Below are 26,110 nucleotides of genomic sequence, written 5' to 3' on the forward strand. Positions count from 1 at the left end.
GTATACAAATGCTTAAATCCACAGAAACATCCATTTGTAACTTAACACATTAATGTTAAGATTTTGTAAAGTTTATTGATACTTTTCCTTTTAATACTTTTTCTAAGTGTTTCTTTTGACGGTTTGCTTGATATTCTTCTGCAATCGGATGACCGGTGTAATAGGCATTTAAAGTATAATGCTCTTTATCATTTTTCACGAGTTCAATACGTTTGATTGGATTGGTATGTGACACATTCAAGGCATCGATGAATTTTAAAATACCGCCAAGAGATTGTAAGTCGCTTAGTTGGTCACTGTTCAACCAACCGGTTTCATCATTATAGAATTTTAATAAGCTTTTATTTTTAAAGCTTGCCATTAACGCTAATTGAACACGATCATGGTGACTAAAACCATCAATCATTGAGTTTGAGATAATGTAATACGTATGTTGTGATGCTGAATCGGCATCGATAAAACGACCTAAATAATAAATATAAGCCGCTTGTTTAAAAAGGCGTTGGTCTTTCTCAGATAATTTGATAATGTCTTGTTCTTTTAATTGATCTAATAAGTCACCAGCTAAAACGACACGTTGTTTGGCACCTACACCTTCATGTTTATAGGTGTTAGACAATTGATATAATGCACGGTTACGAACGTTAAAACGATCAAAAGCATCTTTGATCTTTTGGTTGAGTTGATACATCACATAACCTTCACGTAAACCTTTTCTAGAGAACGTGAATTGTGTCGCATCCACTTGTTTGAATAATGCTTTAAAGACAGCGACAGCAGGTAGAATGATATCTACACGGTCACGACTTAAGCCGTCTAAGTTTGTTAAGTCGTCACGTGAACTGTCTTCAATTAAATCAAAAACTTGATTTAAGTCATCGCCTGTCATGGTATAACAATGCACGCCGCCAATAGGGTAAGCGACTTCAGATTGATGGATACGTGCTACGTTACGTGCAGAACCGCCGACACCGACTAAAGCTACTTTTTGGTTATTGATCCAATCAAGTGAACCAAAAGCTTTGTCTAAGAATTTCTGCATTTTTTTAATCGCATCTTTGTCATTATGATCTTTACCTTCAAAGAATTTACGAGATAAAGTAACGACACCGAATGGGAAACTGTGAGAATGAATTAACTCTTTTCCTTTAAATAACGTAACTTCAGTAGAACCACCACCGATATCGACAGAAAGTCCATCTACAATGGCAGTAGAGTTAATAATCGCATAGAAACCGTAATAAGCTTCATCTAATTCTGGAACGATAGATAGTTTCATACCGATTTTTTTCTTCACTTGTTTTAAAATGTCATCTCTGTTTTTCGACTGACGAATTGCAGCTGTCGCAATCGGATGCAGTTCGTCTACTTTATATTCATCTGCGACTTTCTTAAAGCTTTGTAATGCTGAAATTAAGACATGAACACCTTCATCGTTCATTGTTAAGTCATCTTCTAAATATTGACTTAAACGTGCAGGTGTTTTTATATTTTGTATTTCCGTAAGGCCTGTTTTACTATCGTATTCAAACACAACTAATCTAATGGTGTTTGAACCGATATCGATTAATCCAATGCGTTTCATGAGAACCCCCTCTGATTGCTTAGAAGCAGTCAGCAGACGATTAATCAATTTCTGTCCTGGTAAAATCATATGACTAACTCCTTCTTTTAGAAAAAATGAGAACGCTTAATGCCTGATATGACAACAAGAGTCACATTCTTTACTCACTTTAATTTTATCACAAAACATTACATTCTACATTAACTGTATAGACTAAAATGATAGTAATATTCATTATTTTGAACAAGCAATCGCGTACACTTTAAATTTTCAAATAGGACATAAAAAATAGATAATAGAGATACGTGGAAATGAAAAAAGGTGGTATAATAATTTTATTAAATGGATAAGAAAAGAGGGAACGATATGAAACGCAGCCTTCTCTTTATGGGGATAATTATGTTGAGTCTTTTCGTCTTAGCAGCTTGTGAAAAAGAACAATCCAAAACATATCAAGGCGAATTAGCAGGGGCAGATGTTATTGATACTTTAACTTATAAAGGCGATAAAATGGTTAAACAATCAATGATTATGACAATTAAGTACGACGAAAATGGACTTTCGAAAAGTGATGCTGAAAATATTTTAGCTAAACAAGAAAAAGTGTTCGAAGGTTTAAAAGGTGTTAAATACAAAAAAGATATCAAAGAAGACAAAGCAGTTCAAAAAGTAGACATTGATTATAAAGAAGCAGATTTAAAACAGTTATCACATAGAGTCGGTGTGACTGGGCCAAAAGAAGGCAATGACTACGTCGATGTTAAATCTGTAGAACGATCATTGAAAAAATCTGGTTTAACTGTTAAAAAACCACTCAGCGAAGAATAATCTCATCATAAAAACAGCAAGTCACTTCAGTGTGATTTGTTGTTTTTTGTTGCTTTTAATCAGATACTAAACATTAAATATAATACTAAATATAGATTTTAACGTGATTAAATAAGAATAATTGTTATAATCAAATTGGTAATGATGGAGAGCTTTCGATTCTTCCTAAAGTAATCAATTAATTTGATAATTTAAAAAGAGAGGCTAACTATGTTAAATATCCAAGATTCAAATTATTTTAAGAGAACTATTAAAATTTTCGTCGTAGCAATGACTCTTATGTTAATTGCTTTTGTGTTATCGCTTATCTTTAGCCCATCAATTGAAACTTTTAAAAGTATATCAAGTGGTTTACCTTCTAACCTTGAGGATGCACAAGGATTAAATAAAGTTTGGGAATATATATTAAATAATGGTGGCCGTGTTCCGCTTCAAATGTTTATATTTTCCTTAATTCCAATACCATTTTTGTACTGTTTAAATATAATTTCTACAAGCATAGTTACAGGTATCATGTTTGGATTTGCAATTCATTTTGATTTTAATAAAGGGATTATTATGGTCGGATCCGCAATTCCCCATGCAATTATAGAGATATTTGCCATGTGCATCGTTATTAGTGGTTTATATAAATTAAATCAAGCAATCGTCAGAAAGATAAGCAATTTATTTAGAAGTAATAAAAAGCAAAATTTTTCATTTAAACTAGCTTTAAGTAATTTGCTAAAAGTATATCTTCTAGTTGCTTTACCTTTATACATACTCGCAGCGTTTTTAGAAACATACTTCACAGATTTCATATATAATCTTTTCACTTAAAGACAATGTTGCTATATTTTAATAGTCGGCATTAGGATGATATTTTTGTCTGATTTTTGTTGAACATTAAGAATGAATTTTTGAAAATATACACAAAAATCACATTAAATAAACGAGTGATATGTTATAATCTTGTTTTGAAACGAAAGCAAGCAGTTAACGTATAAGTAGCTGCTTAGAAAAGGTGATATCGTGAATGAAAATGAACAACGTCCATTAGCTCAAACACAAGATAATCCTTATCAGTCAAATCGTGTAATGAAACGAGATTTTTGGTTGATTCCGCTGTTCTTCCTTGTGATTCCATTAATTACTGCACTAGTGATGTTTCCATTACGTTTAATATATGAAAGCCAATTTGGTGATTTAACAAGGCATACATTTATATTGTTGAATGTGATCGGCAGTTTAGTAGGTCAAATAGTGGTAGTACTGATTTATTACTTGATGCATCGAAAATATATCATACCAATTGCGAAAGCACGTTTTGCGAAAGTAAAACGCTACGCTTGGGTGTTGCTTCTTACATACTTAGCGATGTCTGTCGCACAAGCAATCTATGGTGGATTGATGTTATTACTGCCAAAGCATCTGCAATTTGATAACACACAAAACCAAATGATTCTTCTTCAACTCTTTGATAATCCTTGGGCATGGCCAGTTTTATTTATTGATATTGTGATTTTGACACCGATTATAGAAGAATTGATATTCCGTCATTTAATTATCCATGAACTTGGTAAGAAAATCGGATATACAGCTGGTGCTATTTTATCCATTATTATATTTGCGGGTATTCATGTAACAGGGGCTGTCTCGCCATTTGAATTCGGTGTATATGCGATCATGGCAGGTGCATTAGTCTTTGTTTATATGTATTCACGTCGTAATTTAGCGGTATCTATTGCTTTTCATATGATTATTAATGGTATTGGCTTTATCGGCATTGTCGGTCAGTTCATTATGGATAAATTTTCATAATATAAAAGCATAATCAAACACTCTAAAGGCTGCATATGCAGTCTTTTTTCATTTCCTAGGAAATAATTAAATTTAATCGCGCATTATATAGACTTTGATGGTTAAGATAAGTTTTTAACGTTTTATGATTTATTTATGCAAATCTGGTTCAGTTTTGTACAATAAAGAAAAAAACAAGAGGTGACAACATGACACAAACAACAAAGACACTAGAAAATCCTTTTGACTCAACTAAAGTTATGAAACGTGATTTCTTCCTATTTCCGTTATCTTTCTTCTTATTATTTGGTGCGGCAGTACTACTGCAACTTGTGCTTGGTCTTTATTATGGTGCCACTAATCGAGAAGTTCCGTTGATAAAGTATGAAGAGTTTGGCGGTATCGCACAAGATGCCTCAAGTTTAGGTTTGTTATTCATTTTCTACTTAATGCATAGACGTTATCTGATACCTATCGCGAAAGAGAGGATCAGGCGTGCATTTAAACTATGGTATCTAATTATTGGCGGAGGTATTGTGGTTTTCACTTTAAATGCCGGTATAGGATACCTTATGGAACATGTGTTACACCTAGATAATACGCAAAACCAAGCTATGATTGAAGCTATGTTTGAACATCAATGGTTATGGCCATTCTTATTAATCAGCATTGTTGTCCTCGCGCCAATTGTAGAGGAGCTTTTATACAGACATGTGATTATTCATGAGCTCGGTAAGAAAATTGGCAATGTTCTAGCAACACTATTATCCATTATTTTGTTCGCGGGTATACATATGATGTATGCGACTTCTATATATGAAGCTTTACCTTATGTGATGATGGGTACGGTCTTTTCTATTGTTTATTTGATGAGTCGAAAAAACTTAGCAGTTGCGATTTTGCTTCATGCCTTCAACAACGCAATCGGCTTTATTTTGATGTTATTTTCTTAAGTCATAGATATGCATGAACACTGGCTAAGTATAAAGTCAGTGTTTTTATTCTATACTTAGATAATTGTCATATTTTTCAAAATTGAAATATGTTAAATTGTATAAGAAAGGGAATAGAAAGGTGATGGATAATGTCATCTCTCTAGATTGAAGAAAAGGAGCAGTAGTATGGCGATTTTAGAATTAAAAGATGTGTGCTACAAAGCGGATAAACGTCTGATTATTGACCATTTAGACTTAACGGTTAAAAAAGGCGAAAAAATCGCAGTTGTAGGACCGTCCGGCAGCGGGAAAAGTACGCTGTTTCATTTGTTGTGTGATTTAATCAGTCCGACGAGCGGTCATATGTATTATAACGGCAAGGAATACGATGCGTATGAGCCGGAAACATTACGTCAACGTATCAGTTATATGCCGCAAGAAACAGATTTATTTGATCGTACAATCGGAGAAAATTTAGCGTTTCCTTCTATTGCGCGAAATGACAAATTCGATAAAGACAGAGCGTTAAAACTATTATCGGAATTTGGTTTAGGTCATTATGATTTAGACACTAACGTTGAATTTTTATCTGGAGGAGAACGTCAGCGTATCTGTTTAGCACGTCAGTTGATGTACATACCAGATGTTTTATTATTAGATGAGGCCACAAGTGCTTTAGATGCGGATAATACCGAGAAAGCAGAAGATGTTATTTTTGGCTTAGCGAAAGATGAAGGGGTATCAATTATGTGGATTACCCATAGCTATGACCAAAGTATGTCACACTTTGACCGTCGTGTGGATATTGTCGATGGTAAAGTCAATAAAGATAAGAAAGGGGTAATTGATGTATGAGTACAACAGCCTTAGCCTTGACGGCACTGTTATTAATTATCCCGATTGCAGTCTCTATTAAAGAGAAATTAAACATAGCAAAAGATTTAATCATCGCATCGATTCGTGCAGTAATTCAGTTAGTTATCTTAGGTTACATTCTGCATTTCATATTTGATTTGGATGAACCGTGGATTTTAATTTTATTCGTCTTAATCATTATTATTAACGCGTCATGGAATACAATCAGTCGTGCATCTAAAGTGATGCACCATGTCTTTTGGATTTCATTTGTATCTATCTTTATCGGTACCGCAATTCCATTAGCCGTGATTGTCTTTGTGGGCGCTATTAAATTTACCGGTAATGAATTGATTCCCATCGCAGGGATGCTTGCGAATAATGGATTAATTGCGATTAACCTTGCGTATCAAAACTTAGATCGTGCTTTTGTAAAAGAATACGGTACAATCGAATGTAAACTTGCATTAGCCGCAACACCGAAGTTAGCGTCTAAATCAGCAGTAAGAGAAAGTATTAAACTTGCGATTGTCCCAACGATTGATTCAGTGAAAACATATGGTTTAGTTTCTATTCCAGGGATGATGACAGGTATGATTATTAGTGGCGTGGACCCGCTTCAAGCCATCAAATTCCAACTCTTAGTTGTCTTTATTCATACGACTGCGACAATCACAACAGCACTCATCGCAACATATCTAAGTTATAAACAATTCTTTAACCATCGTCATCAACTCATCGGCAGTATGATGGAAGATGAAGATGATGATAACTAAATCTACATTAAACAGAGCTGTAAAGCTGGGAAACTATTTCTGCTTTACAGCTCTGTTTTTTTAGCGAATATTGAAAAATAAATTCATCCACTTACATTTTGATTTCAATTCAACTATAATGGAAAGGTTGAAAATATTAATTTTACATACAAAAGAGAGGAGGCAAAGAGAATGTCAGTTATGAGAATAGTGACGTTTATTATCAGTGTGTTTATTGTCGGCATGGTCGAAATGATGGTTGCTGGGATAATGAACTTAATGAGCGCAGATTTACATGTTTCAGAAGCGTGGATTGGCCAATTAGTGACGTTATACGCAGTTACTTTCGCCGTTTGCGGCCCGATTCTAGTCAAAGTTACTAATCGTTTCAGTGCGAAAACAGTATTACTTTGGACTATTGCAGTCTTTGTCTTCGGTAATGCGTTAATTGCGGTATCACCGAATTTCACATTACTGATTATCGGACGTATTATTTCTTCAGCTGCCGCAGCTTTGATTATTGTTAAAATTTTAGCGCTGACAGCTATGCTGACGGCACCACAGAATCGCGGTAAAATGATTGGTATTGTGTATTCAGGGTTCAGTGGTGCGAATGTCTTCGGCGTACCGATCGGAACGATGCTTGGAGGATGGCTCGGTTGGCGCGCGACGTTCGTTTTTATTATCGTGGTTAGTGTCGTAGCTGCTTTCTTAATGATGCGTTACTTACCGACACCTGCTGAACTGTCCGCTGCGTCAGGTGATACATCTGATACGTCGTCACAATACAAAATTTTAAACCGTGCAGAAATCATTAAATATTTAGCAGTGACCTTTATGTTGCTGACTGCGAATTCAATTACGTTTGTCTACATTAATCCGTTGATGCTGACAAATGGTTATGACATTCAATTTGTCTCTATTATATTATTAGTAAATGGAATTGCCGGAACATTAGGGACATCCATGGGTGGTTTCCTTGCAGATAAATTAACTAGTAAGACTTGGTTATTAATTGCCGCAATTGCGTTTACGTTATCTTTAGCCGCAGTCAATTGGTTTATTACGAATTCTATCATCATTGTATTAATCATCTTTATTTGGAATATTATGGAATGGAGTACTAACCCAGCCGTACAAAGTGGTTTGATCGACCACGTGAAAGGCGATGCGAGCCAAGTGCTCAGCTGGAATATGTCTAGTTTAAACGCAGGTATTGCAGCGGGCGGTATGATTGGCGGCTTAATCGTCTCAAATATCGGTGTACATGCGGTTGCTTATAGTTCAAGTATCTTAGGTATTGTGATTGTATTAATTGTCTTAAGTATTAAACAAACACAAAAGCCGCAAATATAAACAAAACGCTTAATCCAATTTTGGGTTAAGCGTTTTTCTTATTCGAAAATATAAGCATCTTCAATTGTTGTATAAACAGACCAATCCACATGACCTTCTGTCACAAATTTGCCTAGTGTGTCCATCATCTGTTGCATCAAAGTATGTGTGTGAGGCGTTATAGGAAGATGATGAGCATGTAATATATCTGTATGTCCGAACCAAAAAACAACATCTAAAATATGATAAGGTGTTTTAAAATTTTGAGCTGTTGGTGCACTCCAATTAAAATAGTAGAGCCATTTCTTCTTATATTGATAATGATCTAACCAACGTAAGGATGGTTGTTTAAATTCATAATAGGTGATTGCTTCTGATTGGCCTTTGCCCGTTGTGATATCAAAGGCAGCTGTATTTACGGTTACATCATTATTTTTCATGATTTCTAAAAAGCGCTCAGGTGCTAACTTGCGTGATTCATTACGGATATAACAATCACCTTCTTGTTCAGTGAAACCCACTAACACAGGCCACTTGTCAGGGGTTGTATCTACCATAGTGGATTCATCAAAGATAGGACTGTAAATTAATTCTAAACCTTTAGAAGGTCCGTACTGCGCTAAATCTTCTTCTAGCGCATGCATCATTTGATGTGTTGAGAGTGCTGCTAAGTTGGTAGTGTCATAAAGTTTTGTGACTGTGTTCAGAAAATGTTGCGCAGTGTTTTGACTGTGTTGTACCTCATCAAAACGTAATGGGCCACTCATTAAGACCGCTTTATGAAAAAGAGGTTGTGCTGCTTTTAGATGCATTAATGCTTGAATACTCATGGCACCTGCAGACTGTCCACACAAAGTGATGTTGTTAGAATCCCCAACGAAGGCTTCGATGAATTGGTTGACCCACAATAATGCGGTGAATTGATCGGATAAGCCGCAGTTCATATCGTAATCTTCATGAATCGCATTAAAATTCAAATAGCCGAGTGCACCTAAACGATAGTTGAATGTAATGACAATGACTTGCGCATGTTCAGCGAATGTTTGTGGGTTATAAAGTTCAGCTGAACCGTGACCATTGAGATAACCGCCGCCATAAAACCAAATCATAACTGGTAATTTTTGATTGAAAGAAGCGGTGATGGGTTTCCAAATATTTAAATATAAGCAATCTTCGCTTTGATTTTTAATCATAGGCACTTGTGTGTCTTCAGGATGTGTAGAGAAAAACGCTTCAAGTTTATTAAAGGGTTGGGGCGGAATGGCTTTAAATTGATCAGCATGTAAAGGTTCTGACCATGTTGTTTTAAGTTCAGCATGTTTAAAGCGTCTTTCGTTAATGGGCGGATAAGCGTAAGGAATACCAAAATACGTTTCACAGTGTTGTTTAATTTGTCCGATAATCGTGCCTGCTTTTGTGTGTCTTGTAATAGATGTCATCATACTCGCTCCTTTCCTCTAACATAGCATAAAAAAAGAAACAGCTGAGAGACATAACATCTGTTCAGCTGTTTCATATCATTTATTGTGATGAAGTTTTAGCTTCTGCTTGGCTAGAAATATCTTTTTCTAAAGTTTGGTTGATTTCTACTGCGTTCTTATAGTACTTACTTTCAAAGTAACTGCCGATACCGATTTTATAGAAGACTAAAGCGACGATAATGATGACTATAAAGTCATATGGATAATGAATCCAGTTAATACCGTTAAAGTCTTTACTGCCGATAAAGGAAAATCCTGAAAGTACAAGTAAATAGATAATCAACCACAGACTGCCGCGCAATTGATTGCGAGTATTTTCCCAGTTTAATTTGTATTCATAGAAGAAGTACATCGGTAAACCTAGAATAATGATAAAGATAACTTTCGCAGTCGTCGGCCACATTGCCCAATAAATCGCAAGTGACGTTAAGGCGAACGATAAAGGTGCCGCTATTTTCAAGAAGCGTGCTTTAAATGGACGATGAAGTTTTGGCCCCATCTTTCTTAAAGCCATCGCTGTTGTCGGCCCTGTTAAATACGCAACTAATGTTGAGGTTGCGATCACGGTTGCGAGTGTACCCCAAGATCTGAATAACGTCACCATAACCATTGCTAGAATGGCATTGACAATAATTGCGACTCTTGGAATATTATATTGTTTGTTGATACGGCCTAAAATTTTAGGAATATGTCCATTTTTCTCCATAGCGCTTAATACACGACCTGTTGAAGCAACGAATGAGACCCCAGTTCCAAATGGTGAAACGAATGCTTCAATGTATAGTAAAATCGCTAGCCAATTCAAGTTTAATAAGATAGCTAAGTCAGCGAAAGGTGAATTGAATTGAATACCTTTCCAACCTTTATCAGCGACCATATTTTCAGGCATAGATGTAATAAAGACACTTTGTAGAACGACATATAATAACGCAGTTAATGATAAACAAATCACGATACCGCGTAAAATGTTTTTCTCTGGTTTTTCAATTTCAGCACCCATGTTGATAATGGTTTGGAATGCGTTGAATGAAAAGATAATTCCTGATACTGTAACTGCAGCAAATATCGGTGCAGTACCATAAGGAATGAAACTGCTTAATGAATGACCATAGTTTCCTGGATGGAAACCTGATAGTAATAATAAGATGACTGTTAACGTCGGTACACCTAATTTAAAGAATGAGATTAAACTTGTAAAAGATGTAAGAACTTTCACTGACCAATAGTTCAACAGTGAAAAGATAATAATAATGACATATACAGCGAATAAACCAATATTACTGATTGTACCGTCTTTCATCAGAACACTTGTGAACTTTGCCCACTCCCAAGGCCAAGAACTCATGTATTGTACAGCAGATACGGCTTCAATCGGGATAATCGTAACTAAAGCAACCCAGTTCGCCCAAGAGGCGATAAAGCCGAGTAATGAACCGTGTGTATATTGTGCATAGTTGCTCATCCCGCCAGATTGCGGCAGCATTGTCGCGACTTCTATATAGTTATATGCGACTAAACTGATGATGATGAAACCAATCACCCATGAAAAGATTGCTGCAGGACCTGCAACAGATGAAGCTTCCCATGCCCCGAACAGCCAACCTGAACCGATTAATGAACCAAGTCCAAGTAACACAAGCTGTGACAGGCTGATTTTACCACTATTAGTTTGTTTCATAGTAAAACTCCTAAGTTTCAGAGAACATGCTCTCTTTATTTGTAAAGCAAAATAAGCTTGCTTCATTTTTAAATCAGGCAAACCTAACTCATGATAGAACATTATACGGAAAATTCAGATGACGTCAACAGGAAAAGGACAGGTTTATATTTTATGAATGAAAACGCATGAAAATACGATATAACGGTGGTTTTTGTATATTCATTAATGGTGATAATACGTAAAAAACTGTCGTGGCGCATTTTCTTGTTTTAATATATTTAATGATTATGCATAGAGAAAAAGTAGAAAACAAATTAAAATGCAAGAAAATCATCGCTTATAATCAAGACAATCAATGACAACTCTGGAATGAGAAAGAAAAAGAGAAAAATAAGTGAATGAGTGTTTTAGAATACAAAAAGTGTAAAATTGAGGATTAGAAAAATAGATAAATGGCTATGGTATATTAAGCCTGTAAAAAAAGGAGCACAACAATGACAAAGAACAGATTAAATGATAAAGCAGAAGCATATTTCACACGTGCGCAGGAGTGGCATGATGAATATAAAGCACTACGTGCTATTATCTTGAAAAATGAAGACTTAACAGAGGATTACAAATGGATGCACCCATGTTATACCTTGAATGATAAAAATGTGGTGTTGATTCATGGTTTCAAAGATTATTGTGCATTATTGTTTCATAAGGGTGCTTTAATGAAGGATCCAGAACATAAGTTGATTCAACAAACTAAAAATGTACAAGCAGCAAGACAATTACGTTTTACATCACTTGCTCAAATCGAAGCAGAATCAGAAATGATTGCAGCTTATGTAGATGAAGCAGTGGAAATTGAACGTTCTGGTAAAAAGGTCGAAATGAAAAAGACTGAGGAGTATGACATGCCGCAAGAATTACAAGCAGCTTTGGAAGCGGATGAACAGTTAAATGAAGCATTTAACAATCTTACTCCTGGGCGTCAACGCCAGTATATGTATTTTATCGGCCAAGCCAAACGGGAAGCTACAAGAAAAGCACGTGTTGAAAAATACAAAGCTCAAATTTTAGCAGGTAAAGGTATGAACGATTAGTCGTTTTAAGTAATTTAGTTACGCGGTAGGGATTAAATATTGATTTAATCCACTCTAAATTATGAAATTTTGAAAATATGTCAATTTTTTTTCAAAAAATTTCGCGATTAATCCGACCAAATGGTTTAGTTTGTGTTATAGTTATAAAGTACACTATTAATCAAGTAAGTCGAAGATACAATTTTTAATTTATTGTATTGAACAAAAGAACAGACACTGTTGAACAGCGCTGTATTATAACGTAGTTGAGGTGAAGGTTGCAGCGCAACCGAATCTAAAGCAATTAACAAGTCATTTGCGACTTTGTTTAGGAACTTATCCGTTAAGTTATTGAAACATTGGGCAAGTGATTTTTTTATTGACTGCTTTTAGGGTGTGTACAGAGAACAATAGACAGACTGTTCTTTACTCACAACTTAGAACTTACTTTAGGCTTAAACAAATTCGATAAAGAAAGGAATTACTTTAATGCTTAGTATTAAGAACTTATCTAAGGTTTACCCTGGAGGTAAAAAAGCGGTAGATGATATTTCGCTTGATATTCAATCAGGGGAATTTGTTGCATTTATTGGTACAAGTGGTAGTGGTAAAACAACTGCTTTACGTATGATCAATCGTATGATTGAAGCAACGAAAGGACAAATTACGATTGATGGCAAAGATGTCAGAAAGATGAATGCGGTAGAATTACGCCGCAGCATTGGTTATGTGATTCAACAAATCGGTTTAATGCCGCACATGACAATCAAAGAAAACATTGTACTGGTTCCAAAATTATTAAAATGGCCAGAAGAAAAGAAAGATAAAAAAGCACGTGAGTTAATTAAATTAGTTGACTTACCAGAAGAATACTTAGATCGTTATCCATCTGAATTATCAGGCGGACAACAACAACGTATCGGGGTTGTACGTGCTTTAGCAGCTGAACAAGACATTATCTTAATGGATGAACCGTTCGGTGCTTTAGACCCGATTACACGTGATACATTACAAGACTTAGTTAAAGAGTTACAACAAAAACTAGGTAAAACATTTGTTTTCGTTACACATGATATGGATGAAGCAATCAAACTTGCAGATAAGATTTGTATTATGTCTGAAGGTAAAGTCGTTCAATTCGACACACCAGATAATATTTTACGTCATCCAGCGAATGACTTCGTACGTGATTTCATCGGTCAAAACCGTTTGATTCAAGACCGTCCGAATATGCGTACAGTAGAAGATGCGATGATTAAACCAATTACAGTTCGTGCAGACGATTCATTAAACCATGCGGTTGATGTGATGCGTCGTCATCGTATCGATACAATCTTTGTGGTAACTAACCAAGACAGATTCTTAGGTTACATGGATATTGAAGATATCAACCAAGGATTACGTGCAGGTAAAGAACTGATTGATACAATGCAACGTGATATTTATCGCGTAAATGTGAATAGTAAATTACAAGACACAGTACGTACGATTTTAAAACGTAACGTACGTAACGTGCCGGTGGTTGATGATCACGACACATTAGTCGGTTTAATCACACGTGCCAACTTAGTAGATATTGTTTATGACAGCATTTGGGGTGAAGGTGCTGAAGAAGCGCTACAAGAATCTGAAGCATCAGGTATTAAAGAAGCACCGGTAGAAATGAATCACGAAAAAACGTCGGATGCAGGAGTTGAGCGATAATGAAAGAATTCCTTCAAGAATATGGCGGCGAACTGATTCAAAAGACGGGCGAACATTTCTTTATTTCTATTGTTGCGCTTCTCATCGCTATCGTAGTAGCAGTGCCGATCGGTATTTTGTTAGCTAAAACTAAAAAAGCAGCAAGTATTGTATTAACAACAGCAGGTGTGCTGCAAACGATTCCGACACTTGCAGTATTAGCCATTATGATTCCAATTTTCGGTGTAGGTAAAACACCAGCAATTATCGCATTGTTTGTGTATATCTTATTACCGATTTTAAATAACACTGTATTAGGTGTTCAAAATATCAACCCAGATGTTCGCCAAGCAGCGATCAGTATGGGAATGACAAAATTCCAACTGATGAAAGATGTTGAGATGCCTTTAGCATTACCGTTAATTCTAAGTGGTATCCGATTATCAAGTGTGTATGTTATCAGTTGGGCAACACTTGCAAGTTATGTAGGTGCAGGCGGTTTAGGAGACTTCGTCTTCAACGGATTGAACTTATATAACCCAATCATGATTGTGAGTGCTGCAGTACTTGTTACAGCATTAGCATTAATTGTCGATTACGTACTACGCGCAGTAGAAAAATGGGCAGTACCAAAAGGCTTAAAAGCATAAAATATCCAGATAGGGAGGACATTGGAACTTTATGAAACAGATAAAAAAATACTTGATTCTGATGGTGACTTGTCTTGTTGTATTATCTGGATGCAGTCTGCCTGGTTTAGGCGGTGGTCGTGCAGATGATGATTCAGTAGAAATTACATCACTTGCAACAAGTGAGTCTCAAATCATGTCACATATGGTGCGCTTAATGATTGAGCACGAAACAAAAGATAAAATCAAACCGACATTAATTAATAATATGGGTTCAAGTACCATCCAACATAACGCGTTGATGAACGGTGACGCGAATGTTTCAGGTACACGTTATACAGGTACGGACTTAGTCGGTGCTTTAGGTGAAGATCCAATTAAGGATCCTAAAAAAGCAATGAAAGTGACACAAGAAGGATTCGATAAAAAATTCAATCAAAAATTCTTTGATTCTTACGGTTTTGATAACACGTACGCTTTCATGGTGACAAAAGAAACAGCAGAAAAATATGACTTAGAAACAGTTTCTGACTTAAAGAAACATGAAAAAGAGTTACGCTTAGGTGTAGATAGTTCTTGGTTGAACCGTAAAGGTGACGGTTATCCAGGATTCAAAAAAGAGTACGGCATTAGTTTTAATACTGTACGTCCAATGCAAATCGGTTTAGTTTATGATGCATTGAAAAGTAAAAAACTAGATGTTGCATTAGGTTATTCAACTGATGGACGTATCGCGGCATATGACTTGAAAGTATTAAAAGACGATAGAAAGTTCTTCCCGCCATATGATGCGAGTCCAGTTGCTAAAAAAGATTTATTAAAGAAACATCCTGAAATTAATACAGCATTGAAAAAATTAGAAGGCAAAATTTCAACAGAAGAAATGCAGCATTTGAACTATGAAGCAGACGGACAAGGTAAAGAGCCTGCAGTCGTAGCCGAAGAGTTCTTACAAAAACATAATTATTTCGAAGATAAGAAAGGCGGGCAAAAATAATGAAAGGTAATTTATTCCAACAGCTGATTGAATACTATTCATTGAACGCCGGTTATCTGTGGGGACTTTTCTTCCAACACTTACTCATGTCAGTTTATGGCGTCATCTTTGCTGCGATTGTCGGAATTCCAATTGGTATTCTGATTTCAAGATTCGGCAAATTATCTAAGACTGTCATTACTATTGCGAACATCATTCAAACAGTTCCTGTTATCGCAATGTTAGCCATTCTGATGTTAGTCATGGGATTAGGTCCAACAACAGTTGTAGTCACTGTATTCTTATATGCCTTATTACCGATTATTCAGAACACATACTCAGGTATTATCGGTGTCGATGCCAATATCAAAGATGCTGGTAAAGGTATGGGTATGACAGGTAATCAAGTATTGCGTATGATTGAATTACCACTAGCTTTATCAGTGATTATCGGTGGCTTACGTATCGCATTAGTTGTCGCAATTGGTGTTGTAGCGGTTGGTTCATTCATCGGTGCACCGACACTTGGTGATATTATCATCCGTGGTACAAACGCGACAGACGGCACAACATTCATTCTTGCAGGTGCGATTCCAATTGCTTTAATCGCAGTCATCATCGATATTGTTTTAAGATTCTTAGAAAAACGTCTCGATCCTGTGAAGAAAAGAAAACCGAAAGGTCCACTACCTCAAGGTGTAGATGGGTAATTAAATTAGAAGGTATCGCATGCAAGATGATTTCATCTGATATGCGATACCTTTATCATTGGTATTGAAACTAATCATAAGGAGGAACTTATTATGGCATGGTTACAAGTTAATTATGATTCAATCACATTAGGTAAAGAACAACGCTTTAATGCATTTTTACCAGAAGAACCTTCACAATTTGAAACAGGTAAACCCGCAAAAGAATTACCTGTGCTTTTATTACTACATGGTTTATCAAGCGATGAAACATCTTATTTAAGATTTACAAGTTTAGAACGTTATGCGAAAGAACGTCAAATCGCAGTGATTATGCCAGCAGGCGATCACAGTGGTTATGCGAATATGGGTTATGGTCATAATTATTATGATTATGTATTAGAAGTATTTGATTATGCACTTCAAATCTTACCGTTATCTAAACGTCGTGAAGACCACTTTATCGCAGGTCATTCTATGGGTGGTTATGGCACAATCAAATATGCATTAACACAAACAGAGCGCTTCTCTAAAGCAGCACCATTATCTGCAGTTTTTACACCTGATTGGTTGATGAATATAGATTGGCATGACTTCTCTAAACATGCGATATTAGGAGAGAAAACAGCGGCTAGAGGAACAGAACTTGACCCTTATTACTTGGTAGATCAAGCAATAGAAAAAGGATTAGATATTCCTGAATTATTGATTATGTGCGGTACAGAAGATGATTTATACCAAGACAACCGTGATTTCATCAGCTATTTAGATGACAAAAAAATCGCATATCAATTCGAAGATGGCCCAGGTAAACATGATTATGCTTACTGGGATAAAGCAATTGAATATGCATTAGATTGGTTCTTAAAAGATAGAAAATAATATAGAAATCAGCGAAATAGAAACACAGTGATAAAAAAATTCCCCTCAAACTCAAAAATAGGTTTGAGGGGATTTTTTATATCATTTTCTATTCTTGTTAAACAGCTGAAAGGTTAAGAAGGACGATAGGCATCAATCACAGTATTTAACATGTTATAGATATATTCATCTGTAAGCACTTCAGGTTTAATTAAGATATTAAAATAAATCGGTGAGAAGATTAAATCAATAAACATATCTTGATGTTCCTCTGGTATATAAGGTGCGCTGACTTGTTTTAACATCTGACGATATTGGTTGAAATAATCTTCCATAAAGTGATTGCGCAAGTCATTCTCTTCATTGGTTAATAAGATTTGAATGACTGCTTTACCTAATGGTGTTTTATAAAGACGTGTGATTTTAATCAAAGTGGCATATAAATCTTCAAAGAAGTCACCTTGAAGTGTGACATCAGAATGTGCCTTGTTTAAAAACATATCAATAATCATACTGTCTTTATCTTTCCAACGACGATAAATAGTCGCCTTTGAAATCTGTGTATTTTCAGCTAATTCATCTATAGTAATAGAATTATAGGATTCACGTTCTAACATTTTGCCTAACTCATCAAAAATCCTTATATTTATCTTCGGATCTTTTGGTCTGCCTGCCATATTAATGACCTCGTTTCAAATGTGCTAGTTTCTCTACTATCTCAAAAATGATGATTGCGCTCAAGAACCATGCAATTAAACCAACGAAAATACTGAGAATCCAGTTGTTTGTCCAAACTAACATCAACCAAGTAGCTAAGATGTTGAATAAAACACCTGTCATACCGAATACTGCACCATTACTGACATGAGCTGCAACTTTGTCACCATATTGGATACCAGAAGCAATTAAAGCGATTAAGAATACAGCTGGAAATACTGCGAAGATGCCGCCGAATTCTTTCCATGGAATAATAACAGATACTATATAACTCAAGCAGACGGACATGCCGCCGGCTAAAAATTTAACCAATAGCATTTTCATTTTTTATTCAAACCTCCGATTAAATATGTTTCAGTGCTAGGATGATACAAGATAAAACAAACCAGCAGGCGATAGAGAATACTGCGCCTTTTCTATATCCGATATGTTTTACCGCGATTGCTGTTAAAGCGACACTGATAATACAGCCGATAATACCGATAACAGCACCAGCACTTAAGTGGATAGATTCATAAACTAATTTATTGCCGGAAAAGTCAACAGATAATGTGACTAAGGCAGCTAAATAAACAGCTGGGAAAGTAGAAAAGATACCACCCAATTTGCCGCCGAGTTTTGACGCGATAACAGTCGCCAAAGTAACAGCCAATCCACCGAATATAAAGCGGATGATCAAGCTTATTAATGAAATGCCGAACATAATGAAAATTCATCCCAATCTATATAGTTTTAAAACGAAACGTATCGTTTACTAATAGTGTAATACGCACATATTTTCTTGTAAACAGGATACAACTCTTCATAATTGAACATTTAATGAAAACTTTAAATTAAAACGCTTACATTTAATTCATGTTAATAAATCAAAAAAATAGAGACAGGTCATCCTGTCTCTAAACGAATGGAAAATTAAAGCTGTGGTAGGTAAGAGGTCTTACAATAAAATTGTTGCTAAGAAAGGAACGATTGCGACAACAATGACACCCACTAATACAACCGCGATGCTCGCCATTGAAGTTTCTGTTTCACCAAGTTCTTGTGCTGCAGAAACACCGAGTGTATGGCCACTTGTTCCTAACGCTAGTCCACGTGCAATCGGATTATCAATGTGGAAGAAGCGTAATAGTTTATTACCTAATGCATAAATAATGACTGCGTTTAAAATCACTGCTAAAGATGTTAATTCTTTTACGCCGCCGATACCATCTGATACAGGTAAAGCGATGGCAGTTGTCGCAGCTTGCGGAATCATTGATGCCACAATACCGCTTCCGAATTGGAATAATTTAGCGAATGCATAGATACCGAAGATTGCGATGACTGTACCTAATGCAATACCGCTGAAAATTTTAACCCAATATTTTTTAAGTACGTCACGTTTTTTATACAACGGAATCGCAAAACAGATAGTTGCAGGTTCTAAGAAGAAGTTGATAATGTCTCCGCCGATTTTATAGTTTTCATAACTGATCCCAGTTACCTTTAAAAACGCAATCCCAAAGACCATACTGACAAATAATGGTGCTAATAAGAAGAAACCATTGGTCTTTTTAAAGAAGTATGTGGCAACTAAGAAAGGAATCACAGATAACAAGATACCAAAATACGGTGTGTTAATGCCTAAATGTTCAATCATACATGATCCTCCGCAACTCTATTGTGATGTTTGACTGAATGTTGTTCAGATTTACGTTTAATAGGTGAACCCTTTACTAATATTTGAGAAACAAATCCAGTACAAAGTAGTAATAAAACAGTTGAAATAATAATCAACAAGATAATTAATATCGGACTCTTGCTTAAAATACCCAGTGAGTTAATGACTGAAATACCAGCCGGTACGAATAGGAAACCGATATTGTTTGTCAGCGCAGTTCCCACGCCTTCAACTTCACCGAGTTTAATGATGCCTGTTGAAAGTGCGATGAACATCAATACTAAACCAATCACTGATGCCGGCATTGGAATAGGGATGAAACTTTCGATAATTTTTGAAATTAATAAAATGATACTGATGACAAGGACTTGATGTAAGAATGAATACGCTTTTGCTGTTTTGCTTGTTTTTTTAACGTTTGCTTGTGCTTTTTCCATCGTGGATTGCCTCCGTTCGTTTCTTTATCTTGTCTCTAGTTTAAGACGAAAAAACGAGATTGTGTGCGTTTTCACGATGAGATGCGAGTATTCGTATGCGAGTTGCACTAATCAGAAGTTGAAATTCAGAGTATTATTTCTAGAATGTAAGCGAAGCAATCTGAGTTGCTGAAAAGTAGAATTGAAATACAAAAAAGCCTAGTTTCTTGTAAAGTGGAAACTAGGCTTTTGTCGTTTGATTGATTAGAGTTATTCTAACCCAATAGTTTGTTTAAAGGCTTTCATATAAGAACGACTGACTTGTACTTTGAGATCATTGGTCATAGTAACTTGATACGTATAATTGAACCAAGGTTCTACAGTTTGAATATGTGCTTTGTTGATAATGGTCGCACGGTGAATACGAATAAATTGTTTCTCATCTAAGCGCTTTGCGTAATTATTCATAGGTTCTGATGTTTCATAATCATGGGTTAATGTATGCAGCGTTGTTCTTTTATTATTTACTGTTAAAGCGATAATATCTTTTTGATTCAACACATAGATACGTTCATCTACTTCAATCGGTAAGACCTCAGGTGCCTTGTCTGTGGATTTTAGTTTCTGTTGTTGATGGTTCGTCTCTTCTGATTTAACTTCAGTTTCTGTTTTTGTATGAGTTTGCAGTTGAGCAGCCACACGGGCAACTGCCGCGTCGATACGCGCTTGTTCAAACGGCTTCAGTATATAATCTGTCGCATTCAGTTCAAAGGCTTTTACCGCAAAGTTGTCATGTGCTGTCGCAAAAATAATATAAGGAGGCTGACGCATTTTCTTAATTTTTTCAGCTAAATCCAATCCACTTTCATCCATCAGATGAATGTCTAAAAAGATGACATCATACGTATCGTATAATAATTTTTCTAAGGTTTCTGAGATTGTTTCAGCTTCTTCTATTTTGTCGAATTGACCATTTTGTGTCAGTAAGTAATTTAATTCATTACGTGCTAATGGCTCATCATCTACGATTAAAGTTTTCAAATCAATTGACCTCCTTCGTCACTTTGTGTGCGATATGGAATGGCACAACGGACTGTTGTTCCATCTTCATTAGAATTAATTTTCAACATAGACATTGGTCCATATAGACCCGATAATCTCAAATTCAAGTTTTCTAACGCACTGCCTGTACCGCCAGATTCAGAATGTACAATGGCTTTGCCGATATAAGGCATTTTGTTTTTAGGAATGCCCATACCATTATCTTTAACAGTGAGATATAAGTAATGTGCTTCGAGTTTTACTGTAACTTTGACATTGTTGTTAGAACGACGATTTCTAAACGCATGACGAATAGCGTTTTCGACCAAGACTTGAATGATAAACGGTGGTAAGAGTGCATGTTGTGCTGCTGGATCAATGTCAAAGTCGATGTTGAAGCGATTAGGGAAGCGTGCTTGTTCTAATGAAAGATAAGCTTCAACTTGTTGTAATTCTTTATCAAGCGTAATGGTGTTATTGCGCGCACCTTGTAAGTTAGAACGGAAGAATTGGCTCAGTTGCAGTAATAAATTACGCGCTTTTTCACTATCAATTCTGACTAAAGCAGAAATTGTATTAATCGCATTAAAGAAGAAATGAGGATTAACTTGCGCTTGTAATGACTTGATTTCAGCGTCTTTTAATAACTTGCTTTGTGTTTCTGCTTGGCCAAGTTCCAGCTGACTTGAGAAAATATTGGCTAGACCTGTGGCTAATTGTTTTTCCACAAAGGTTAATCGATGTGCATCTGTAAAATACAGTTTTAACGTACCGACCACTTTGTCTTTAATATGAAGCGGAATCACAATGGCGGCTTCTAATGGACAATTCGGATGGTGACATCCGATTTCTTCACGTGAATGTGCCTCTTTGATTTTTCCGCTTTGAATCACCGTTTTAGATAAATCTGTAATAATCGCTTTTTGCGGTACATGATGATCACTGCCTGCACCGACATGGGCTAAAATATCATGACGATTGGTAATCGCAACCGCTTGGACTTGCATTAAATCCTTAATGATTTGTGCGGCTTTAAAAGCAGATGCTTCAGTCAAACCTTCTCTGAAGTAAGGCAAAGTTTCATTAGCCAGTTGTAAGACATCATGAGTTTGAACTCCACGCATTTGTTCTTCTTGTTTAATTGTAGAAATAATAATAGATAAGAAAATTGCGGTACCGATACTGTTCATTAAAGTCATTGGAATCGCAATGAAACTCACAAGCGACCAAGCATGACCAGAATGTTCAGCAAACAACAGAATACATGTCATTTGAATGACTTCTAATAACGCACCGACAATGACACCTAAGAAAATAGGAGGGTAGCGTCGTGCTTTTAAATAGTAACGGCCGACATAGCCTGACACAAGCGCAATTAAGATAGAAGATACGAAATATGTAAAAGCATTCGCACCACCGATATAAAATCGATAGATACCTGAGATAATCCCTACAACTAAAGCGACACCAGGTCCACCGACGAGTCCTGAAACACCGATAGTCAACACACGTGTATTTGCGAGTGAAGTATCAGGAGCTAAATGAGTATAGAGTTGACCTGATAAAATTTGCGAGTCTCTAATCACGACACCCGTTACGTTAGAGAGCAAAGCAAAGATGACAAACATAATCGCAAGCTGCCATTTCGCACGCCAAGTTTCTCGATGATGCATCAAATTCTTGAAATAATTGAAGTTCATCAAGAGGTAAGCGAGCAAAATAATCAAGCCGACACGTTCGAGTAAAAGCATAAATAAGTTGAGCATTGAAATCACCTGTAATGTTCGAATTTTGTGACAACATAATCATAATTAATTATATTCTATACTATTGATGTAAAGTAACACTTATATTTAAGCGGAATAGCATGTATTTATAGAATTTAAGTTGAAATTGTTGTAAGATATTTCATATATTGAAAATGATAGGTTTAGTTTATATTGCTATTGTAGCATAAGTTAAATCGCTATTTTTTTCGATTTTTTTGCAGGGGTATAGGAGGAATTAAATATGACAGCAACAAGACCGTTCAAAGGTGACAACAGATTGTTGTTAGGTATCATTCTTGGGGTCATCACATTCTGGCTGTTCGCACAGTCTGTATTGAATGTGGTACCGACACTTCAAGAATCCTTTAGTTCAAATGCAGGAACGATCAATATTGCGGTCAGCTTGACAGCGTTATTCTCTGGTTTGTTCGTTGTGGGGGCCGGAAGTATCGCAGATAAAATCGGGCGTGTCAAGATGACGTATATTGGATTAATCCTCAGTGTCGTGGGCTCACTGTTGATTATTGTTTCCAATTTATCAGCGTTATTGATTATCGGTCGAATCATTCAAGGTTTTTCTGCAGCTTGTATTATGCCTGCTACTTTAGCCATTGTTAATGAATATTACCAAGGCAAAGATAGACAAAGAGCATTAAGTTATTGGTCAATCGGTTCATGGGGTGGTTCAGGTATTACGTCATACTTTGGCGGATTAATGGCCACATTCGTAGGTTGGCGTTGGATTTTTATCGTATCTATTATTGTCGCTATTTTAGCGATGATTTTGATACGTCACACACCTGAAACAAAAGCTTCAAGAGATAGTGATGTGCGTAGTCACAAATTTGACGTTGTAGGTTTAGTAGTTTTAGCGATTATGATGTTAAGTTTAAACGTGATTATTACACAAACATCTCACTTCGGATTCTTATCACCATTGATTTTAAGCTTAACTGTTGTGTTTATTGTTTCAGTTATTTTCTTCTTAATTTACGAGAAGAAATTACAGAACCCATTAATTGACTTTGGCTTATTTAAACACAAAGGTTACTCTGGTGCAGTGATTTCAAACTTCGCGTTGAACGCTGTAGCCGGAACTTTAATTGTCGCAAATACGTATTTCCAACAAGGACTCGGATTTACATCTAACCAATCAGGTATGATGAGTATCACATATCTTATCACAGTACTTGTGATGATTCGTGTCGGAGAAAAAATCATGCAGAAACTTGGGGCCAAACGTCCGATGTTATACGGATCGTTATTGAACGCAGCAGGGATGTTACTGATTGCTTTAACATTCTTGCCGACAGGTATTTATGTCGTATCTAGTGTCATCGGCTATCTGCTATTCGGTTTAGGGCTAGGTATGTATGCGACACCATCAACAGACACAGCTGTAACAAGTGCACCAGACAATAAAGTCGGCACTGCATCAGGTATTTATAAAATGGCATCATCATTGGGTAACGCATTTGGTATTGCGATTTCAGGTACGATTTATGCCGTTGTATCTGAGAGTGTCAACTTGCAAGTAGGCGCAATGGCAGGTATCGGTTTTAATATCTTATTAGGCCTTATTGCGTTTGTTACAGTATTATTCTTAGTTCCAAAATCACAAGGCGAAACTTATTAATAAAAAATGTTCCACGCAAAAAATAATAATGAGAAACGTATGACAGCAGAATAGAAATGAAAAGAAGGAGCAGTACTTGTTGTTTAGTTTATGAGGGAAACTAAACAATGAGAACTGCTCTTTTTTTATGTTCAAAAGTATTGAATTTTATAATTTAGGTCGATTTGATTTAAGTAAGATACAACTGTTGAAATAAAGCACACTGAGTATCAATGTGAGTAGACTGCCGAGACCTATCAGTAATACAACAGGTGGAAAGACACTAAAGGCAATAGACCAGCTGGCATCTTTTAATAACCATGAAGGCATAACCCAAGCACTATAAAGCAAGCCGATGATGATAAGTACGGTTAGACTTATTGATAATTTATTTAGCCAACTTGATTTGTTTAAGTGTCTATGTTGTTTAAGAAGATAGCTGTTTCTTATGCAAGCTGCACATAACACAGTGAACATTAAAATAACCCACCATAAAGTAATAGTTAATAACACAAGATTATCCGCTGCTGTTTGATGCAGTGCTGTGAAGTTTTGATAATGTTCAATTTGGTAGAGTAATGTTTGTGCTAAGTCAGGTAAACCAGGCGCGTTCAAATTTGCTAAAAGGATGACCGCATTTTGATACTTGGTATCTAAAATAATCATTGATGAATAATTAGGTAATGTACCAGGATGTAAGACTTGATTTGAGTACTGATCAATAAACCAGCCAGCGCCATAGCCATTCATATGTGATTTGTCAGGCACATCTGTCAACAGTGTGTGTGATTGTTTAATGAGTGATTGATTTGAAGCGGATGGTTGTAAGTTCATTTTCACAAAAGGAATCAAATCAGTCGTACTGCTGATTAAGTAAGCGGCAGGTGTATCACCACGGAAATAATCAGGGTCATTTGCTTTAACATCTCTTCCTTCTAATACATAACCTTGTGCTTTTGCGGCTTGCTGCTTATCTGTTTTAAAGAAAGCGTGATCCATGTGAAGCGGTTTAAGAAAATGCTTATGCATATAATCTTCATATGAAGTGTCTGTCACTTCTTGTATAACTAAGCCTAAGATATTGTAATTCATATTAGCATAGTTAAAAACATCGCCAGGTTTACTTCTTAAAGCCTCATGATTCAGACTTTCTACACGTCCCTTTAAGTTATCTTTCTTTGTTGGCACTTCACCTTCTTGATCTGGTGACATTTGATCATCAATACCGCTGGTTTGAGCGAGTAACATCTTTAAAGTGATATCTTGTTCATGTCCTTGATAGGTTAAATGAAGCCAAGGTAAATAATCTGAGACAGGCGCCTCTAATTTAACTTTGCCTTGCTTAGCAAGTTCTAAAATAGCTAAGCCTGTGAAAGCTTTTGTATTAGATGCGATTTCATAACGTGTCTCCGCATCAGCTAACGTATGTTGTTTGAGATCGGCATACCCATAGCCTTTATTTAAAGCGACTTCGTTACGTTTAATGAGCGCAACACTTAATCCAGGTATGTGATCTTCCTTCATGGTTTTTTCAATACGATGATCGACCAATTGATTTAATGTCTGGTGTTTAAAATGTTTTACTGAATACTTTGTATAAGAAAATACCAAGCTATAACTTATACTTAAAAATAAAACAGAGGTAATAACTAAAAGTAATATGTAAGAGTAAGTGGATTTTGTTTTCACAATACGTGTGCTCCTGTAAGTTTAGTTTTTATTATTATAGCACGGGGGTTGATTCATGTGAGAGATGAGAAATATTTGTGAACAGTTTATAAAAATGTAGGTA

Annotated in this window: 25 protein-coding genes; 14 read left to right on the forward strand and 11 right to left on the reverse strand. The window is 36.0% G+C overall.

Features of this window, described 5'->3' with window-relative positions; translation table 11 throughout:
• Positions 1 to 55: 55 nt before the first annotated feature.
• On the reverse strand, positions 56 to 1,585 hold the full coding sequence (ppx, locus tag HMPREF3270_RS08040; protein ID WP_031262477.1) for an exopolyphosphatase: 1,530 nt from the start codon (positions 1,583 to 1,585) through the stop codon (positions 56 to 58).
• A gap of 345 nt (positions 1,586 to 1,930) precedes the next feature.
• Between ppx and HMPREF3270_RS08045 the strand changes: the two genes are divergently transcribed.
• The 7 genes from HMPREF3270_RS08045 (at position 1,931) to HMPREF3270_RS08075 (ending at position 8,072) form a co-directional block, all read left to right on the forward strand.
• Positions 1,931 to 2,392 carry a DUF1307 domain-containing protein gene (locus HMPREF3270_RS08045; protein ID WP_002479783.1) on the forward strand — a complete coding sequence of 154 codons (462 nt, stop codon included), beginning with the start codon at positions 1,931 to 1,933 and terminating at the stop codon, positions 2,390 to 2,392.
• Between the two features lie 210 nt (positions 2,393 to 2,602).
• On the forward strand, positions 2,603 to 3,211 hold the full coding sequence (locus tag HMPREF3270_RS08050; protein WP_070848176.1) for a stage II sporulation protein M: 609 nt from the start codon (positions 2,603 to 2,605) through the stop codon (positions 3,209 to 3,211).
• 192 nt (positions 3,212 to 3,403) lie between these two features.
• A complete protein-coding gene (locus HMPREF3270_RS08055) occupies positions 3,404 to 4,192 on the forward strand; it encodes a CPBP family intramembrane glutamic endopeptidase (protein WP_002479782.1) in 789 nt (262 codons plus the stop codon).
• Between the two features lie 188 nt (positions 4,193 to 4,380).
• The gene (locus HMPREF3270_RS08060) at positions 4,381 to 5,124 is read left to right on the forward strand and encodes a CPBP family intramembrane glutamic endopeptidase (RefSeq protein WP_070848175.1); all 744 of its coding nucleotides are present in this window, start codon (positions 4,381 to 4,383) and stop codon (positions 5,122 to 5,124) included.
• Between the two features lie 168 nt (positions 5,125 to 5,292).
• Positions 5,293 to 5,961: an ABC transporter ATP-binding protein gene (locus tag HMPREF3270_RS08065; RefSeq protein ID WP_023015085.1), complete on the forward strand. Its 669-nt coding sequence runs from the start codon at positions 5,293 to 5,295 to the stop codon at positions 5,959 to 5,961.
• The gene (fetB, locus tag HMPREF3270_RS08070) at positions 5,958 to 6,737 is read left to right on the forward strand and encodes an ABC transporter permease (RefSeq protein WP_002479779.1); all 780 of its coding nucleotides are present in this window, start codon (positions 5,958 to 5,960) and stop codon (positions 6,735 to 6,737) included. Before HMPREF3270_RS08065 ends, fetB begins: the two co-directional genes overlap by 4 nt.
• A gap of 171 nt (positions 6,738 to 6,908) precedes the next feature.
• The gene (locus HMPREF3270_RS08075) at positions 6,909 to 8,072 is read left to right on the forward strand and encodes an MFS transporter (RefSeq protein ID WP_070848174.1); all 1,164 of its coding nucleotides are present in this window, start codon (positions 6,909 to 6,911) and stop codon (positions 8,070 to 8,072) included.
• A gap of 38 nt (positions 8,073 to 8,110) precedes the next feature.
• Here HMPREF3270_RS08075 and HMPREF3270_RS08080 read toward each other — a convergent pair whose 3' ends face one another.
• Complete coding sequence (locus HMPREF3270_RS08080) at positions 8,111 to 9,490, reverse strand: carboxylesterase family protein (protein ID WP_070848173.1); 1,380 nt, start codon at positions 9,488 to 9,490, stop codon at positions 8,111 to 8,113.
• 82 nt (positions 9,491 to 9,572) lie between these two features.
• Entirely contained in the window at positions 9,573 to 11,210 is a 1,638-nt protein-coding gene (locus HMPREF3270_RS08085) for an APC family permease (RefSeq protein ID WP_070848172.1), read from the reverse strand.
• A 476-nt stretch (positions 11,211 to 11,686) separates the two neighbouring features.
• On the opposite strand from HMPREF3270_RS08085, the gene HMPREF3270_RS08090 reads away from it, so the two are divergent.
• The 6 genes from HMPREF3270_RS08090 to HMPREF3270_RS08115 all read left to right on the forward strand — a co-directional run bounded on the left by HMPREF3270_RS08090 (position 11,687) and on the right by HMPREF3270_RS08115 (position 17,121).
• Entirely contained in the window at positions 11,687 to 12,283 is a 597-nt protein-coding gene (locus tag HMPREF3270_RS08090; protein WP_070848171.1) for a YdeI/OmpD-associated family protein, read from the forward strand.
• A 468-nt stretch (positions 12,284 to 12,751) separates the two neighbouring features.
• Positions 12,752 to 13,966 (forward strand): betaine/proline/choline family ABC transporter ATP-binding protein, encoded by a 1,215-nt coding sequence (locus HMPREF3270_RS08095; protein WP_002479773.1) that lies wholly within the window; start codon positions 12,752 to 12,754, stop codon positions 13,964 to 13,966.
• Positions 13,966 to 14,595, forward strand: a complete 630-nt coding sequence (locus HMPREF3270_RS08100; RefSeq protein ID WP_002479772.1) for an ABC transporter permease — start codon at positions 13,966 to 13,968, stop codon at positions 14,593 to 14,595. Before HMPREF3270_RS08095 ends, HMPREF3270_RS08100 begins: the two co-directional genes overlap by 1 nt.
• A 31-nt stretch (positions 14,596 to 14,626) precedes the next feature.
• Positions 14,627 to 15,571, forward strand: a complete 945-nt coding sequence (locus tag HMPREF3270_RS08105; RefSeq protein WP_002479771.1) for an osmoprotectant ABC transporter substrate-binding protein — start codon at positions 14,627 to 14,629, stop codon at positions 15,569 to 15,571.
• Complete coding sequence (locus HMPREF3270_RS08110) at positions 15,571 to 16,260, forward strand: ABC transporter permease (RefSeq protein WP_002479770.1); 690 nt, start codon at positions 15,571 to 15,573, stop codon at positions 16,258 to 16,260. The genes HMPREF3270_RS08105 and HMPREF3270_RS08110 overlap by 1 nt, the downstream gene beginning before the upstream one ends.
• Positions 16,261 to 16,353: 93 nt before the next feature.
• On the forward strand, positions 16,354 to 17,121 hold the full coding sequence (locus HMPREF3270_RS08115; RefSeq protein ID WP_023015080.1) for an alpha/beta hydrolase: 768 nt from the start codon (positions 16,354 to 16,356) through the stop codon (positions 17,119 to 17,121).
• A gap of 113 nt (positions 17,122 to 17,234) precedes the next feature.
• On the opposite strand, the gene HMPREF3270_RS08120 is transcribed toward HMPREF3270_RS08115, so the two are convergent.
• From HMPREF3270_RS08120 to HMPREF3270_RS08150, 7 genes are all read right to left on the reverse strand, one after another.
• Positions 17,235 to 17,777 carry a TetR/AcrR family transcriptional regulator gene (locus HMPREF3270_RS08120; protein ID WP_002479768.1) on the reverse strand — a complete coding sequence of 181 codons (543 nt, stop codon included), beginning with the start codon at positions 17,775 to 17,777 and terminating at the stop codon, positions 17,235 to 17,237.
• A 1-nt stretch (position 17,778) separates the two neighbouring features.
• A complete protein-coding gene (locus tag HMPREF3270_RS08125; RefSeq protein WP_002479767.1) occupies positions 17,779 to 18,141 on the reverse strand; it encodes a DUF3147 family protein in 363 nt (120 codons plus the stop codon).
• Positions 18,142 to 18,160: 19 nt separating this feature from the next.
• Positions 18,161 to 18,520 (reverse strand): DUF3147 family protein, encoded by a 360-nt coding sequence (locus HMPREF3270_RS08130; protein ID WP_002479766.1) that lies wholly within the window; start codon positions 18,518 to 18,520, stop codon positions 18,161 to 18,163.
• Positions 18,521 to 18,754: 234 nt separating this feature from the next.
• Positions 18,755 to 19,456 carry an antiholin-like protein LrgB gene (gene lrgB, locus HMPREF3270_RS08135; protein WP_002479765.1) on the reverse strand — a complete coding sequence of 234 codons (702 nt, stop codon included), beginning with the start codon at positions 19,454 to 19,456 and terminating at the stop codon, positions 18,755 to 18,757.
• Complete coding sequence (lrgA, locus tag HMPREF3270_RS08140) at positions 19,453 to 19,914, reverse strand: antiholin-like murein hydrolase modulator LrgA (protein WP_002479764.1); 462 nt, start codon at positions 19,912 to 19,914, stop codon at positions 19,453 to 19,455. Before lrgA ends, lrgB begins: the two co-directional genes overlap by 4 nt.
• Before the next feature lie 249 nt (positions 19,915 to 20,163).
• Positions 20,164 to 20,934 carry a response regulator transcription factor LytR gene (locus HMPREF3270_RS08145; protein ID WP_070848168.1) on the reverse strand — a complete coding sequence of 257 codons (771 nt, stop codon included), beginning with the start codon at positions 20,932 to 20,934 and terminating at the stop codon, positions 20,164 to 20,166.
• Positions 20,931 to 22,700, reverse strand: coding sequence for a sensor histidine kinase (locus HMPREF3270_RS08150; protein WP_002479762.1), 1,770 nt, complete (start codon positions 22,698 to 22,700; stop codon positions 20,931 to 20,933). Before HMPREF3270_RS08150 ends, HMPREF3270_RS08145 begins: the two co-directional genes overlap by 4 nt.
• Positions 22,701 to 22,944: 244 nt before the next feature.
• Here HMPREF3270_RS08150 and HMPREF3270_RS08155 point away from each other — a divergent pair, with 244 nt between their 5' ends.
• On the forward strand, positions 22,945 to 24,339 hold the full coding sequence (locus tag HMPREF3270_RS08155; protein WP_002479761.1) for an MFS transporter: 1,395 nt from the start codon (positions 22,945 to 22,947) through the stop codon (positions 24,337 to 24,339).
• 147 nt (positions 24,340 to 24,486) lie between these two features.
• On the opposite strand, the gene HMPREF3270_RS08160 is transcribed toward HMPREF3270_RS08155, so the two are convergent.
• Positions 24,487 to 26,007: a serine hydrolase domain-containing protein gene (locus HMPREF3270_RS08160; protein WP_070848166.1), complete on the reverse strand. Its 1,521-nt coding sequence runs from the start codon at positions 26,005 to 26,007 to the stop codon at positions 24,487 to 24,489.
• Positions 26,008 to 26,110: the final 103 nt, after the last annotated feature.

Source organism: Staphylococcus sp. HMSC65H10 (genome assembly GCF_001839185.1).
Classification (GTDB): domain Bacteria; phylum Bacillota; class Bacilli; order Staphylococcales; family Staphylococcaceae; genus Staphylococcus; species Staphylococcus simulans.

Bases quoted from the DNA above. Each gene is read 5' to 3' on its own strand.
- ppx (WP_031262477.1), bottom strand. From the start codon at position 1,585: ATGAAACGCATTGGATTAATCGATATCGGTTCAAACACCATTAGATTA.
- HMPREF3270_RS08045 (WP_002479783.1), top strand. From the start codon at position 1,931: ATGAAACGCAGCCTTCTCTTTATGGGGATAATTATGTTGAGTCTTTTC.
- HMPREF3270_RS08050 (WP_070848176.1), top strand. From the start codon at position 2,603: ATGTTAAATATCCAAGATTCAAATTATTTTAAGAGAACTATTAAAATT.
- HMPREF3270_RS08060 (WP_070848175.1), top strand. From the start codon at position 4,381: ATGACACAAACAACAAAGACACTAGAAAATCCTTTTGACTCAACTAAA.
- HMPREF3270_RS08065 (WP_023015085.1), top strand. From the start codon at position 5,293: ATGGCGATTTTAGAATTAAAAGATGTGTGCTACAAAGCGGATAAACGT.
- fetB (WP_002479779.1), top strand. From the start codon at position 5,958: ATGAGTACAACAGCCTTAGCCTTGACGGCACTGTTATTAATTATCCCG.
- HMPREF3270_RS08075 (WP_070848174.1), top strand. From the start codon at position 6,909: ATGTCAGTTATGAGAATAGTGACGTTTATTATCAGTGTGTTTATTGTC.
- HMPREF3270_RS08080 (WP_070848173.1), bottom strand. From the start codon at position 9,490: ATGACATCTATTACAAGACACACAAAAGCAGGCACGATTATCGGACAA.
- HMPREF3270_RS08085 (WP_070848172.1), bottom strand. From the start codon at position 11,210: ATGAAACAAACTAATAGTGGTAAAATCAGCCTGTCACAGCTTGTGTTA.
- HMPREF3270_RS08090 (WP_070848171.1), top strand. From the start codon at position 11,687: ATGACAAAGAACAGATTAAATGATAAAGCAGAAGCATATTTCACACGT.
- HMPREF3270_RS08095 (WP_002479773.1), top strand. From the start codon at position 12,752: ATGCTTAGTATTAAGAACTTATCTAAGGTTTACCCTGGAGGTAAAAAA.
- HMPREF3270_RS08100 (WP_002479772.1), top strand. From the start codon at position 13,966: ATGAAAGAATTCCTTCAAGAATATGGCGGCGAACTGATTCAAAAGACG.
- HMPREF3270_RS08105 (WP_002479771.1), top strand. From the start codon at position 14,627: ATGAAACAGATAAAAAAATACTTGATTCTGATGGTGACTTGTCTTGTT.
- HMPREF3270_RS08110 (WP_002479770.1), top strand. From the start codon at position 15,571: ATGAAAGGTAATTTATTCCAACAGCTGATTGAATACTATTCATTGAAC.
- HMPREF3270_RS08115 (WP_023015080.1), top strand. From the start codon at position 16,354: ATGGCATGGTTACAAGTTAATTATGATTCAATCACATTAGGTAAAGAA.
- HMPREF3270_RS08120 (WP_002479768.1), bottom strand. From the start codon at position 17,777: ATGGCAGGCAGACCAAAAGATCCGAAGATAAATATAAGGATTTTTGAT.
- HMPREF3270_RS08125 (WP_002479767.1), bottom strand. From the start codon at position 18,141: ATGAAAATGCTATTGGTTAAATTTTTAGCCGGCGGCATGTCCGTCTGC.
- HMPREF3270_RS08130 (WP_002479766.1), bottom strand. From the start codon at position 18,520: ATGTTCGGCATTTCATTAATAAGCTTGATCATCCGCTTTATATTCGGT.
- lrgB (WP_002479765.1), bottom strand. From the start codon at position 19,456: ATGATTGAACATTTAGGCATTAACACACCGTATTTTGGTATCTTGTTA.
- lrgA (WP_002479764.1), bottom strand. From the start codon at position 19,914: ATGGAAAAAGCACAAGCAAACGTTAAAAAAACAAGCAAAACAGCAAAA.
- HMPREF3270_RS08150 (WP_002479762.1), bottom strand. From the start codon at position 22,700: ATGCTCAACTTATTTATGCTTTTACTCGAACGTGTCGGCTTGATTATT.
- HMPREF3270_RS08155 (WP_002479761.1), top strand. From the start codon at position 22,945: ATGACAGCAACAAGACCGTTCAAAGGTGACAACAGATTGTTGTTAGGT.